Below are 13,344 nucleotides of genomic sequence, written 5' to 3'. Positions count from 1 at the left end.
TTCAATCCTTTAAAATGATGTCCTTCTGTAAACAGAATCCCAAACAACTATAAAATATCAGCGTAAACGTTTTATCTTCGAGAATATTGTAGAAAAGTCCTGCTAATAGTGCGGCCAACATCAGGCAGATGGTGAACGCCGCGAATGTGCCTTTTCCCGATTTGAGGATTTTCCAGCAGGTGAAAAGGATGAATGCAAGAACCGCAAGGAAGCCGAGTGCACCAGTTTGGACCAGGATTTGAATATATTGATTATCGGTATACATCCTTTCACCAATTTGGTATTCCTGATAGATTGGTGAGGAAAAGGAAAGTGTGGCAGAATCCCCGAAGGTGGCTAGACCGGTGCCGATTATCGGGTGATCTTTGAAAATTTCAATTCCTTTGATTAGGACATACAACCGGCCCCATTCCGTACTTTGGTGCAGGGTCTTATCAGAGAACATTTCTGAAAAACGATTGGAGAGGGCATGTTCGTGTTCGGAAGAGGGGGTGCTGCCGATTACCACATTTTCCATGGGAATCGATGCGGATACCTCCACTTTACTTGATGCAAATAAAACTGGGTAATAAATAAGAAGCAGCCCGAGACAAAATGCTCCTACAGCATATTTGAGAAATGGTTTATTTCTAGTCCAAATTATAAAGACAAGCGCAGCGAACCCGAATGCAATCATCGTGCCCCGCGAATAGGTAAGCAGTAACGTTCCGGAAATCAGGATGGCAGCCAGAAAGACGATCCATTTATATTTTTTCAGCGACTGAAATAGAAAGAAACCAAGGAATAACTGGATGCTTAAGAATAAGGCAAATACATTAGGATTGGCTGGTGCTCCATAAATCCTCATCCGGTTTGTTCGAGAAAGATTCCACAATTCCCATGCATGGGGAAGCAGGATCGTACGTGAAAAGATTTTCTCCACTATGCCATGCAGGCAAAGTAAGATAGTAAATATTAGGATTACCTTCAAAAAGCGAAAGATATCCTTTCTTTCTAGATTTAATTCACCGATAATGTAAAGAAGCAAGAATGTAATAAGCAATGCACGGAGTTCAAACAAGATGGGGAGGATTCCCACCCCGTTTATGAGTGCAGCACCGGCACCGATTAAACAAAACAACCAAAATGGCGCAGTGAAATGATATTTCGAAAATGGCCATTCGTTCTTTTTGAATTTTTCAATTAGCAAAGAAATGAATAAGGTGAGGATGATCAGGTCACCTGTATAAGTTAAGCCGCTATTCAGTTCCATCAATATGGGACGGGCAGGGAAATAAATGAATAGAATTAATAACAGGTTTTTTTTATTTATACCGATAAAAACGAGCATCAACGCCGTTGCTATGTAACCGGCGATAGGGTGAGGCACTGCCGATGGGATGAGCAGGCACAGAAATAGAATGGGTAACGATTGTTTTTCTATAAACTTCAATTGATTAACCACCTTTGAATCAAAAATCATGTTCTATGATGTGTATGAAAAAATTTCTTGAATAATACCCCACCCTTTAGATGTATAGTACATATGAAAGGCTGAAGTGAAATGAAAGAGAAGTTTGTTGAGATACTAACCATTCCATTCATTGATAGCAATATGGATGAGTTCATGAATGGAATGATTTATCCAAGATTGATGAATCAGGAAAAAACGTTTGTCGTTACGGCAAATCCGGAAATAGTCGAGTATGCAAATGAACATCAGGATTATAAAGACATCATTATATCGGCTGATTACATCACTCCGGATGGCGTTGGTATTATTATGGCCTCTAAATGGCTAAATCAACCTTTACAAGAGCGGATTACAGGATTCGACTTGATGAATGAATTATTTCGGGTCGCTGATGAAAAAGCGTTGAAGGTTTATCTGCTTGGAGCGGAGGAAAACGTGATTGAAGCAGCGGCCCTGAAAGTGAAAGAATTATATCCGGGTCTCGAGTTGGTGGGATACAACCATGGTTACATTGATATCAAGGATGATACCCTGCCGAAGTCGATAGCGGAACTGGAACCTGACATCATATTGACTGCATTAGGGTTCCCCAGGCAGGAGAAATGGGTTTCCAGACATTATGCGTTATTCAATAAAGGGTTATTCATGGGGGTAGGGGGAAGCTTTGATGTCCTTGCGGGAAAGGTGAACCGCGCCCCGGTTTTCTGGCAAAAAATGCGTCTTGAATGGTTGTACCGACTGATCCAGCAACCTTCACGGTGGAAACGGATGCTTGCGCTGCCAAGATTCGTATTAAAGGTTAGGCGGTTAAGGAAAACGGTGCAGCGTTCCTGAACATAAGGAGTGGACTGGATGAGAATCTTGCACTTAAACGCTGGTAATGAAACCGGCGGCGGTATGTTTCATATTATGTCCTTACTGAACCAATTGAATAAAGAGGAGTGTTTGCTTGGTGTATTTGAAAATGGTGAACTATACCGGCGGGCCATGTCCTCCGGGATACAAACTGAACTTTTCAAGCAACATTCCAAATATGATCTTTCAATTTTGAAACCTTTAAGGGACTTTATCCGTCTAAATAATATAGACATCATCCATACACATGGTCCGCGGGCTAATATATATGGTGCCTTTATAAAGCGCCTCATTAAATGTCCATGGCTCCTTACTGTTCACAGTTCGCCTCATCATGATTTTTTAGGGCAGGGTGTAAAAGGGAAATTGTTTACGGGCCTTCATGTAAGGTCATTTCAATATGCCGATCATATACTGGCGGTTTCCGACCGCTTTAAGCAGGACTTGATTGACCAAGGAATCCATTCGACCAAAATAACGAAGATCCTGAACGGAATTGACTTTGAAAAGGAACTGCCTTTCCCGTTTCGAAGAGAAGATTTCGGGTTCGGGAAAGATGATTTCATCATCATCATGCCTGCAAGGCTTGAACCGGTGAAAGGTCATGAATTTGCTTTAGCGGCATTAAGTGAAGTGGTATCGGAATTCCCCCATGTGAAGCTGATCCTTGCAGGGGACGGGAGCAGGAGATCCGCTCTGGAAGAGATGGTCTCGGAAAAGGGATTATCCGATCACGTGTACTTTTTAGGGTATCGTGAAGATTTAGATCGAATCTACCCGTTGGGGGACATCACATTATTGACTTCCTTAAGCGAAAGTTTTCCACTCGTTTTACTTGAAGGAGCAAGATCGGGTCTTCCGGCAATCACTAGTGATGTCGGCGGTGTACAGGAATTGATTCCCGATCGGAGCAAGGGCTGGATAACGGATATCGGCAATGTCGAACAGCTGAAACAGGCCATCCGCAATGCTTTGGAATTAAAAAAATCCGGGGACTTGACAAAGATAGGGCTGGATTTACAAAAATTTGCAAAAAACAACTTTTCTATAGAGATTTTAGCCAATAACGTATATAATGTTTATTTGAGGATGAAAAATTAAAATAAGCATTTATATATAGGTTTTCTTATAGATCGTAACGGGTATTAGATTTTTAGTTGAATTGAGGTGGTTCTTGATGTTAATAGGGGCCTTGTTGGTAGCCTTTTTATTATCCATTTTTTTGACTCCTTTTGTCGGAAAGCTGGCCTTTAAATTAGGAGCTACCGATAAACCGAATGAGCGAAAAGTGCATAGTAAAATTATGCCGCGCATGGGCGGTTTAGCTATATTTTTGAGTTTTTTCATTACCTTCTTGCTCTCCTGGCCCTTCTTGCCTTTCACGGATGATTTTGGGGATCAGCTGCCCCTTCTGGTGGGAGCCCTTGTCATCATATTGATCGGGATGGCTGATGATATTTTTGAATTAAGAGCTGCACCCAAATTCCTGGGCCAGGTTTTGGCTGCCCTCATTATCGTATTATGGGGCGGTCTTGAAGTGGAATTCATCAATTTGCCGTTCTTTACCGATACACTTGAATTTGGTGTTTTCAGTATACCGATCACCATTTTGTGGATTGTCAGCATCATTAATGCAATCAACCTAATAGATGGACTGGATGGTCTTGCAGGCGGTGTCTCAACGATCGCATTGGTGACAATTGCAACTATGGCCCTTATTAAAGGGGACCTATTTGTTGCCATGGTCGCATTGATCGTGATTGGAAGCACTCTTGGCTTCTTGAAATATAACTTCCATCCGGCAAAGATTTTCATGGGAGATACAGGCGCATTATTCTTAGGTTACATCATTGCCGTCCTGTCCCTGCTAGGGTTTAAAAACGTAACGATGATTTCATTGATCGTACCGATCATCATTTTGGGTGTTCCCATTTCGGATACATTTTTCGCGATTATCCGCAGGGTCGTCAATAAACAGCCGATTTCGGCTGCTGATAAATCCCATTTACATCACTGTTTGATAAACTTGGGATTCACCCATAAGCAAACTGTCTTGCTCATTTATGCGTTAGCTGCTTGCTTTGGTTTAGCGGCCATAATCTTTTCATTTGCAACGATGTGGGGGGCTTTGATCCTTGTAACGGGACTTCTGCTGATCATAGAGATTTTTGTGGAGAAAATTGGTTTGGTCAATTCAAACTACCAGCCGTTGCTCAAGATGCTCAACTTTAAAAACAAGCCATGATCATTTTGGAATAGATTACTAGATTCGCTAGTTTTATCGGAAAGCCACCAATCGTTTGAAGTAACGGTTGGTGGCTTTTTTGTACTTGATTTTATTTACGGCCATTCTTTGTAATGCATCAAAAACCCCCCACTCAAGACGAGTGGGGGGTTCGCTTTATTCTTGTATTTGTGATTGAACTGCTTCTGTTTGATTGCCTTCAGCTGGTCCCAGGTTCAAGTGGGATTGAAGCAACAGCTTAGTGTTCGCTAATGATGTATCGTTCAGCTGATAATAATAGGTTCCGTTAATGGTAGAATCCTGTCCTTCAAGTTTGATGGTTTCAAGATTGATGCCTTTATCGGTAGTCACATATTTTATGAAACCTCTCATTTGCGAGAATTTAAGGTTCGTTGTCATATTGTCGCCGACAGCTTCCATTACGTCTGTATATTTCGTTAGTGATCCAGCAGAGGTTGCTTTGGCAATGATGGCTTTCAGGACTTCCTGCTGACGCTCGCCGCGTTGGATATCACTGTCCTTTTTACGTGTCCGTGCAAATGCTAATGCTTCTTCACCATCAACGGTCTGTAATCCTTCTTCGAGGTGGATGGCATTCTTTTTGTCATGTGAATCGATTTCATACATTTCATAAGGTACGTCGACTTCAATACCATCCAATGAATCTACGACATCGATGAAAGCATTGAAGTTCATGCGAACATAATAATCGACAGGGACATCGAGTAACTCCTCTACGGTGTCCATCGTCGCTTTCGGTCCGCCGGCTGCATGGGCCGCGTTGATTTTCGTGGTTACGCCTTTGGCTGGCACGTACACATATGAATCACGCGGAATGCTTAATAGTTTTATAGACTTTTGATCTTTATTGAATGTGGCCAACATTAAAGCATCCGACCGGGAATTTCCTTTTAAGTCACGGTCCTTGCTATCATCGATTCCTATGAAAAGGATCGAGAAATTATCTTCGAGCGGGTCGATTGCTGCACTTCGCTTTGCTGAAGCTTCCACAGGGTCATAGGAATCATTGAATACATTCTGGGCTTTCATATACAGGGTTGCAGCATACGTAGAAGCCCCCAGACCAAGTACCAGCAGGGGAACAAGCAATAACCAAAGCCTCTTTCGCCTTTTTTTCTTTGTTTTTTTAATTTTATAAACACGCCTAGTAGTAGACATCTTTTTCTTCTCCTTTTAAATAACGAACATCAGACATATATCGCTATTTTTCGAATCCTGCAGTTTATATTTCGTCATATATTACACCTAATTTTACAATGATTTAATAATTTCGTAAAATAAATATTTCTTTTCAATTATATTACAGCATAAAAAAGGAAAAATATGCAGGAGTATATCAGGAGAATTCCTCTTCCAAATAAAGCATTTCTTCCTCAGTGATGTGGCCTTGACCATTTGTCAGCTCTGTAATCCAAGCGGTATATGTCTCTTTTTGTGTTTCCTCCACATATACAAGGATATTGACCTGATCGAGGTATTGAATTTCCTTTATTTGATAAATGGAAGAGCGCAATTCGTTTTCCAATTTTCCAAGCCAGGTATAGTCGACGGTTGTCGAAATGACCCGCATTAGTTTCCTAATGACGACACCAGTGGTATTTATCCCTTCTGAAGTCGCTTTGCTGTAAGCGCGAATGAGGCCGCCAGCACCAAGTTTGATGCCGCCAAAATACCGTGTGACCACAACAGCGGTGTCTTTCAGTTCTTTTTTCTTAAGCACTTCTAGGATAGGGACGCCTGCCGTTCCGCTCGGCTCCCCGTCGTCGAGGGCTTTTTGGATTTGATTTTGTTCCCCTATCATATAAGCTGAACAATTATGTGTAGCATCTTTGTGCTTTTTCTTGATTTCCTGGATAAAGGACTGTGCGGCATCTTCGGTTTCGACCCGGGCGATGTGGGAAATAAAACGGGATTTTTCAATGACGATTTCATGGTCGCCGCGACCTGCCACCGTTAAATATTGAGTGAGCATTATTATTCCACCTTCGTGCTTCCTATTAGTTGATTTATTATAAGGCTTTGTGGAAAAAGTGGCAATGACGATTCATTTACATACTGCATGTGTAAAGAAACTTTAATATAAGATAAAGCTGTACGTGTTATAATTAATTTCATTGCCTGTTATTGTTATTAGCTGGTCATATATGCTTAAAAGAATAACATTGTAGGAAAAACATGAGTTCTGTGCCATTATCCTGGCTTTACCTTAACGTGTCCTCTCATTTCAAGGATTTTGCCATTTAATAAATGCATCTGTTTCATATGATAATCAATGAAGCGGAATATCCCATTTGATTGAAAAGGATATTTTGTATCAGGAAAATAGATATGGCTTTCTGCCTTTAATAGGCAGACTTAATGGCCGGATTATGAGATGTATAGTAAATATGTACATTTTATGGAAATCACAAAAGGAAATTAACGTATTTTTAATCTTTTTTTGGTACAATATGTTCATGAAGGTTACTTCATACAAAAGTTTCCTGAAATTTAACCATTCATGAAAAAGGGAAAGAACTTTTTTCCATATACATAGTCTTTAAGACAATAAATTGTTTAAGTCTTTGATTTAAGTGGAGGGATCTTAATGTCCATTAAAAAGGTTGATGCTAAAGCATTGGACAAGATCTTAGAAACAATGGTGAGCACTGTTAGTGAAAGTAAGGATGAAGTCTTCGATATCGGCGAACAATGCCGAAAGGATTTTGAGACATTATCAAAAGAGCTTGATGATGTGAAAATCAGGGTTGCCATTGTGATAACCGACAGCGATGCACTGGATTCAAAAGCCAGGTTTGCTCGAAAAAGGCTTTCAGAAGTCAGTATGCACTTCAACCATTTTTCTGAAGAACAGGTGCGCGATGCTTATGAAAGGGCACATAAGCTGCAAGTCGATTTACAAATTAACCGGCAATTGGAGAAAGAGCTCCGCAATCGCCGGGATGAGCTTGAGTTAAGGTTAAGGGGTTTGCAGCAGACGATCGATAAAGCGGTGCATCTCGTCTCGCAAATATCGGTAGTGCAGAATTATTTGACACAAGATCTTAAATTTGTGGGGGAAGCCCTTCAAGAAGCGAAACGCAAACAGGACTTCGGTCTGAAAATAATCGAAGCCCAGGAGCAGGAACGTAAAAAGCTCTCACGTGAAATCCATGATGGTCCGGCGCAAATGCTGGCAAACGTCATGATGCGCTCAGACCTGATAGAACGAGTGCAGCGGGAGAGAGGTCCTGATGAAGCGTTAGTGGAAATCCGCAGTTTAAAGGTCATGGTAAGGAATGCTTTATATGAAGTGCGAAGAATCATCTATGACCTTCGTCCTATGGCGCTTGACGATTTAGGACTTGTTCCTACCCTCAGAAAGTACCTGCAAACGACCGAAGACTATAATAATGACGTTAATCTGAATTTCGTCAACCTTGGGCAGGTCAAAAGGCTCCCTTCCGATATGGAGGTCGCATTATTCAGGCTGGTTCAAGAGGCTGTACAAAATTCATTGAAGCACGCGGACCCAAAACAGATTCAAGTTAAACTGTCCATTTCCAAGGAGATGGTGACCGTCGTCGTCAAAGATGATGGAAAGGGGTTTGATTCTTCGATTCAAAAAGAAGGTTCATTTGGCTTGGTGGGAATGAGAGAAAGAGTCGAGCTGCTGGAAGGTGAAATGACGATTGATTCACAACCGGGGGCAGGCACTTTGGTATTTATCCAAATTCCCTACCATTTAAATAATAGAGAATAGACATATTAAATAGAAACTAGGAGGAAGAAGCCGTTGAAGACTAGTATCGTCATAATCGATGACCATCAGCTTTTCCGTGAAGGCGTAAAGCGCATATTAGATTTTGAATCATCCTTTGATGTTGTTGCCGAGGGTGATGACGGAAGCGAAGCTATGGATCTTGTTGAAACACATAAACCTGATGTTGTTATCATGGATATCAACATGCCGAACATGAATGGGGTCGAAGCTACAAAAATGCTCGTGAGCCGTTACCCTGAAACAAAAGTCATCATCCTTTCCATTCATGATGATGAAAACTACGTGCAGCACGCATTGAGAACAGGAGCACAAGGTTATCTGTTGAAAGAGATGGACGCAGACGCGTTGATCGATGCTGTGCGTGTAGTCGCTGAAGGCGGCTCATACCTTCATCCAAAGGTCACCCATAACTTAGTTAAAGAATATCGCCGCTTAGCAGCTGAAGAGGGTGCTGATCGTGATTCCGTACATACGATAGAAATCAGGAGGCCGCTTCACCTATTGACTCGACGCGAATGTGAAGTGCTTCAGCTTTTAGCGGACGGGAAAAGCAACCGGGCCATCGGCGAAACTCTATATATCAGTGAAAAAACAGTCAAGAACCATGTGAGTAATATTCTTCAGAAGATGAATGTGAATGACCGTACACAAGCGGTTGTCCTAGCTATTAAAAACGGCTGGGTAGAAGTGAAGTAATTAAAGCGTTCGATAAGTCCGGCTCTTCAGATTCCGCAATGCGTGCTGAAGGGCTGGATTTTTTTGTTGGATGTTATTATATTCAAATTTTTGGTAATTCAAAAAGCTATTTAATGCAAATAAAGGCATTTTCAGATAGAATGTTGAATATGATACGAAGTAAATTTTTATAAGGATGGTACTATTATGAAAACCGCAGTCGTAACAGATAGCACTGCATATATACCAAAGGAAATGCGTGATCGTTTACATATACATATGATGCCGCTTAATGTCATTTTTTCCAATGAAGCTTACCGGGAGGAAATTGATATTACTGCGGATGAGTTTTATGAGGAAGTAAAGAGGCAGGAGAAATTGCCGACCACTTCACAGCCTCCAATCGGGAAGTTTGTCGAGAAGTTCGAGGAACTCCAAAAAGAATATGATGATGTTATTTCCATTCATTTATCGAGCGGCATCAGCGGAACGTATCAAGGAGCGGTATCTGCAGGTGAAATGGTCGAGGGAATCAGGGTTCATGCCTTTGATTCGGAAATCAGCTGCATGGTACAGGGGTTTTACGTGATCGAGGCGGCAAAGATGGCACTTGATGGCAAAGGTGCAGAAGAAATCATGGCCAGGCTTGAAGAAATGAAACCATCGGTAAAGGCATACTTCATGGCAGATGACCTATCCCATCTCCAGCGCGGCGGCCGCTTAAGCAGTGCCCAAGCTTTGATCGGCAGTCTGCTTCAAGTGAAGCCGGTGCTCCATTTTGTTGATAAAGTCATCGTCCCATTCGAAAAAATCCGTACAAGGAAAAAAGCGATGAAACGGATTGCTGATTTACTTGGAGAAGACGCGGCTAGCGGCGAGAAATATAAAGCCGTCATCATTCATGCAAAACGGGAAAGTGAAGCTAAAGAGTGGAAAGCGGAACTTGAAGCCCGGTTCCCGAATGTCGAATTCGACATCAGCTACTTCGGTCCAGTAATCGGAACGCATTTGGGCGAAGGCTCGATGGGGATGGGCTGGTATAAAATTTAAGTTGTGACGCCTTTACTAAGTGAAAGGCGTTTTTTTATAAACAAAAAGGAATCCGGGAGTTAAAAGCGAATGATAAGGGGGAGTGTAATTTATCAAGAAATGGAGGTTGCAGTTTGAAAAAAAAGAGTATTTCCCCGCCTTATTCCCCTGAACTTCAGAACCATCTTACCGGTAAACATCTTTTGGACTTCGAAATCCCCTTCTCCCAAGAAATCCTCACAGAGCACCTCAAGAATGGGTATGTCTCGGAAACTTGCGGCGTGCAATCCGGGAACGGCAGTTATCACTGTGTACGCTGCGGTAACAAAGATCAAACCTTGTTTTATACTTTCCCTTGCAAGATTTGCAATCAAGATTGCACTTACTGCCGCTCATGCATCATGATGGGACGGGTCAGTGAATGTGCAAAGCTTTATAGGTGGACAGGTCCCGGCATTCAATATAGGATTCCTGACAATGTGATGAGGTGGACAGGCACTTTATCGGCAGGTCAACAGAATGCGTCCGACTGTGTCGTTGAAGCCGTAAACGGAAAAGATGAATTCCTGGTATGGGCTGTATGCGGGGCAGGGAAGACGGAGGTATTATTTCCAGCGATTGAGGCAGCCTTGCTTGCCGGGAAATGGATTTGTTTGGCAACACCGCGGACCGATGTCGTTCTCGAACTCTCCCCAAGGTTAAAAAAAGCTTTTCCTGCCATTGAAGTCACGACCCTCCATGCCGGCAGTGAAGATCGACATGGTTTTTCGCCACTGACCGTTTCCACGACCCATCAGCTTTTCCGTTTTATTGAAGCTTTCGATGTCATCATCGTTGATGAAGTCGATGCGTTTCCTTACTCAATGGATGATTCGCTGGATTATGCGGTTAATAAATCGAAAAAGGTATCCGCGGCAACCATCTACTTGACCGCCACACCTTCGAAGAGGATGCAGCGGCTATACCGAAGCGGCAAATTGAAAGCCTTCATAATCCCGGCCCGTTATCATCGCCAGCCAATCCCCGTTCCTGAAATGAAGTGGAGCGGCAATTGGCAAAAACTATTCCTTCAACAAAAGATTCCATCGAAAATCAACGCATGGGTAAGTGAGCGCCTTAACCAGAATATCCCCTTCCTATTGTTTTTTCCAAGCATCAGAGTGATGGAGCAAGTCCTTCCGCTGTTTCAAAGGCTGTCCCCTGAATTATCGATTGTCCACTCCCGGCACCCTGATCGAAAGGAAAAAGTAATGGCCTTAAGGAATGGACTCGTTCCGGGATTACTGACCACGACCATCCTGGAACGGGGCGTGACAATCGAGCGGTTGGAAGTAGCCGTGATCGGTGCTGAACATGAAGTGTTTTCTGATAGTGCTCTCGTTCAGATTGCCGGCAGGGTAGGGAGAAGCTTTGCGAACCCTTCCGGGACGGTCACCTTTTTTCATTATGGTAAAAGTGAAGCGATGGCCGAGGCGGTCCACCATATACAAATGATGAATAAAAATGCCATGAAAAGGGGGCTGCTGGATGAATAGATGTCTAGTTTGTGATGAAGGAATGAAGCAAGACTTGACATGGAGGAGCCTGCTTAAGCAGGCCGAGACAAGGGCAATCTGTGAAGGATGTGAGGGGAAACTTAATAGGATAACCGGAGAAACATGTACAATGTGCTCAAGGGAGCTGGGAGGGGATCATATGACCGGTGGCCTTTGTCTCGATTGTTCAAGATGGGAAAGGAATAGGGAATGGGGAGGCTATTTGTCGAAGAACATAGCGCTATTTCATTATAATGAATACTTAAAAGACCTGATTGCTAAATATAAGTACCGGGGTGATTATGCGTTAGCTGAGGTTTTCGTCCCTTTTTTGAAAGAAAGGTTAAAGGACATGGAGTTTGACCTGGTAACGGCCATCCCGCTTAGCGATGAACGGCTTAAGGAGCGGGGATTCAACCAGGGACAGGCTTTGGCAGATCTAGTTGGACTTCATACGGTTGAGACCTTGACAAGAATCCATACCGAAAAACAATCAAAAAAATCTCGTCAAGAGAGAATGTCATTACCGCAGGTTTTTCAGGTCATGCAATCTGATTTGCTGGAGCATAAATCCATTTTGATCATCGATGACATTTACACAACAGGAACAACTCTCAGGCATGCAGCAAAGGCATTGATAACGGCTGGGGCCAAAGAAGTATCATCGATCACCCTGGCTAGGTGAAAAAGCTTATTTTAATAAAACTTCCTAAAGTATCGCCGGGATTATTCGATATATACAGTACTGAAGAATAATCGCCGTGATGGTGAAGGAGGGGCCTCGATGGATGTATTCAACTGTCCAAACTGTAATTCGTTATTCGTTTTGACGAAATTCCGTGATGTGTGCGATGCCTGTTATAAAGAAGAAGAAGCCCAATATGATAAAGTGTATGCATATATTCGCAAGAAAACAAATAGAACGGCGTCCATGGTGCAGGTGGTTATGGAAACCGGCGTTGAAGAAAGGTTAATTATTAAATTTGTGAGAACCGGAAAGCTGAGAATTTCACAGTTTCCCAATCTCGGAATTCCTTGTGAAAAGTGCGGCGCCAACATCAAGAGCGGAAGGTTATGCGGCAAATGCGGCGATTCACTGCGTACGGATTTACAGGCATTCGAAAATGAAGAAAAGCGCCTGACTGAAATTCAAGGTAATGATAAAAAAAATACGTACTACATGAAGGATGAGCCAAAAGGGTAATTCATTTATGGAAACATGATGAAGTTTTTGTTAAAATATTCGATATTGAGAACATTTTTCGACAATGGGTGTCGAAGGAAAGATTACAGCAAACAATTAAAAAAGTCCGTTCCTTGTCGATAATAAAGATAGGGAGAATAACACAGTCCAGAGCCATTTTCATGTGTTAAGAAATCGAAACATAATGGGATTTATAAAATCGACCGAAGGAGAGGATCTGGAATATGAAAATCAATAACGTCGGTATGACAGGTGTTAACCCTTATAATCTTCAAGCCAATAAAACGGGGAATATCAAAGAATCCAAGGTCAAATCCTCGGATAAAGTTGAAATTTCTTCAGCGGCAAAAGAAATGCAGCAATCATCTCCGATTCTTGCTGCAAGACAAGCAAAAGTGGATGAACTGAAAATCCAGGTTGAAAAAGGTAATTATAAATTGAATGCACAAGCAACGGCTAAGGGTCTCATCGATTTTTACCGGAAATGAATTTTCCATGAAAAAGAAGCTTGAATGAAGTGGACGGAGCCAGTTTCCGTCCTTCATTTATGAGCGGGGGAGGCAG

The 13,344-nt window shown here is 42.3% G+C and carries 13 protein-coding genes; 10 read left to right on the top strand and 3 right to left on the bottom strand.

What is annotated here, in order from left to right; all coding sequences use genetic code 11:
- Position 1: 1 nt before the first annotated feature.
- Positions 2-1,432, bottom strand: coding sequence for an O-antigen ligase family protein (locus ACZ9AO_RS22330; protein ID WP_476110521.1), 1,431 nt, complete (start codon positions 1,430-1,432; stop codon positions 2-4).
- Positions 1,433-1,543: 111 nt separating this feature from the next.
- Between ACZ9AO_RS22330 and ACZ9AO_RS22325 the strand changes: the two genes are divergently transcribed.
- The 3 genes from ACZ9AO_RS22325 (at position 1,544) to ACZ9AO_RS22315 (ending at position 4,553) form a co-directional block, all read left to right on the top strand.
- A complete protein-coding gene (locus ACZ9AO_RS22325; RefSeq protein WP_476110519.1) occupies positions 1,544-2,287 on the top strand; it encodes a WecB/TagA/CpsF family glycosyltransferase in 744 nt (247 codons plus the stop codon).
- 18 nt (positions 2,288-2,305) lie between these two features.
- Positions 2,306-3,409, top strand: a complete 1,104-nt coding sequence (locus ACZ9AO_RS22320; protein ID WP_251540590.1) for a glycosyltransferase family 4 protein — start codon at positions 2,306-2,308, stop codon at positions 3,407-3,409.
- Positions 3,410-3,485: 76 nt separating this feature from the next.
- Positions 3,486-4,553 (top strand): glycosyltransferase family 4 protein, encoded by a 1,068-nt coding sequence (locus ACZ9AO_RS22315; RefSeq protein ID WP_251540588.1) that lies wholly within the window; start codon positions 3,486-3,488, stop codon positions 4,551-4,553.
- A gap of 156 nt (positions 4,554-4,709) precedes the next feature.
- On the opposite strand, the gene ACZ9AO_RS22310 is transcribed toward ACZ9AO_RS22315, so the two are convergent.
- Complete coding sequence (locus ACZ9AO_RS22310; protein WP_048687852.1) at positions 4,710-5,732, bottom strand: LCP family protein; 1,023 nt, start codon at positions 5,730-5,732, stop codon at positions 4,710-4,712.
- Between the two features lie 178 nt (positions 5,733-5,910).
- Complete coding sequence (locus tag ACZ9AO_RS22305; protein ID WP_476110516.1) at positions 5,911-6,546, bottom strand: YigZ family protein; 636 nt, start codon at positions 6,544-6,546, stop codon at positions 5,911-5,913.
- Positions 6,547-7,161: 615 nt separating this feature from the next.
- Here ACZ9AO_RS22305 and ACZ9AO_RS22300 point away from each other — a divergent pair.
- From ACZ9AO_RS22300 to flgM, 7 genes are all read left to right on the top strand, one after another.
- A complete protein-coding gene (locus ACZ9AO_RS22300; protein ID WP_476110514.1) occupies positions 7,162-8,316 on the top strand; it encodes a sensor histidine kinase in 1,155 nt (384 codons plus the stop codon).
- 33 nt (positions 8,317-8,349) lie between these two features.
- Positions 8,350-9,033 carry a response regulator gene (locus tag ACZ9AO_RS22295; RefSeq protein ID WP_476110512.1) on the top strand — a complete coding sequence of 228 codons (684 nt, stop codon included), beginning with the start codon at positions 8,350-8,352 and terminating at the stop codon, positions 9,031-9,033.
- Positions 9,034-9,219: 186 nt separating this feature from the next.
- The gene (locus ACZ9AO_RS22290; RefSeq protein ID WP_048687857.1) at positions 9,220-10,062 is read left to right on the top strand and encodes a DegV family protein; all 843 of its coding nucleotides are present in this window, start codon (positions 9,220-9,222) and stop codon (positions 10,060-10,062) included.
- Between the two features lie 113 nt (positions 10,063-10,175).
- On the top strand, positions 10,176-11,576 hold the full coding sequence (locus ACZ9AO_RS22285; protein WP_476110510.1) for an ATP-dependent helicase ComFA: 1,401 nt from the start codon (positions 10,176-10,178) through the stop codon (positions 11,574-11,576).
- Complete coding sequence (locus tag ACZ9AO_RS22280) at positions 11,569-12,261, top strand: ComF family protein (protein WP_251540584.1); 693 nt, start codon at positions 11,569-11,571, stop codon at positions 12,259-12,261. Before ACZ9AO_RS22285 ends, ACZ9AO_RS22280 begins: the two co-directional genes overlap by 8 nt.
- A 99-nt stretch (positions 12,262-12,360) precedes the next feature.
- Positions 12,361-12,780: a TIGR03826 family flagellar region protein gene (locus ACZ9AO_RS22275; protein WP_476110509.1), complete on the top strand. Its 420-nt coding sequence runs from the start codon at positions 12,361-12,363 to the stop codon at positions 12,778-12,780.
- Between the two features lie 224 nt (positions 12,781-13,004).
- Positions 13,005-13,268, top strand: a complete 264-nt coding sequence (gene flgM, locus ACZ9AO_RS22270; RefSeq protein ID WP_063595755.1) for a flagellar biosynthesis anti-sigma factor FlgM — start codon at positions 13,005-13,007, stop codon at positions 13,266-13,268.
- Positions 13,269-13,344: the final 76 nt, after the last annotated feature.

This window comes from Peribacillus sp. TE19612 (assembly GCF_056279465.1).
Note: the sequence above shows the minus strand (reverse complement) of the source record. Positions and strands in the feature narration are given on the sequence as shown.

Coding starts and splice junctions, on each gene's coding strand:
- ACZ9AO_RS22325 (WP_476110519.1), top strand. CDS start 1,544: ATGAAAGAGAAGTTTGTTGAGATACTAACCATTCCATTCATTGATAGC.
- ACZ9AO_RS22320 (WP_251540590.1), top strand. CDS start 2,306: ATGAGAATCTTGCACTTAAACGCTGGTAATGAAACCGGCGGCGGTATG.
- ACZ9AO_RS22315 (WP_251540588.1), top strand. CDS start 3,486: ATGTTAATAGGGGCCTTGTTGGTAGCCTTTTTATTATCCATTTTTTTG.
- ACZ9AO_RS22310 (WP_048687852.1), bottom strand. CDS start 5,732: ATGTCTACTACTAGGCGTGTTTATAAAATTAAAAAAACAAAGAAAAAA.
- ACZ9AO_RS22305 (WP_476110516.1), bottom strand. CDS start 6,546: ATGCTCACTCAATATTTAACGGTGGCAGGTCGCGGCGACCATGAAATC.
- ACZ9AO_RS22300 (WP_476110514.1), top strand. CDS start 7,162: ATGTCCATTAAAAAGGTTGATGCTAAAGCATTGGACAAGATCTTAGAA.
- ACZ9AO_RS22290 (WP_048687857.1), top strand. CDS start 9,220: ATGAAAACCGCAGTCGTAACAGATAGCACTGCATATATACCAAAGGAA.
- ACZ9AO_RS22280 (WP_251540584.1), top strand. CDS start 11,569: ATGAATAGATGTCTAGTTTGTGATGAAGGAATGAAGCAAGACTTGACA.
- ACZ9AO_RS22275 (WP_476110509.1), top strand. CDS start 12,361: ATGGATGTATTCAACTGTCCAAACTGTAATTCGTTATTCGTTTTGACG.
- flgM (WP_063595755.1), top strand. CDS start 13,005: ATGAAAATCAATAACGTCGGTATGACAGGTGTTAACCCTTATAATCTT.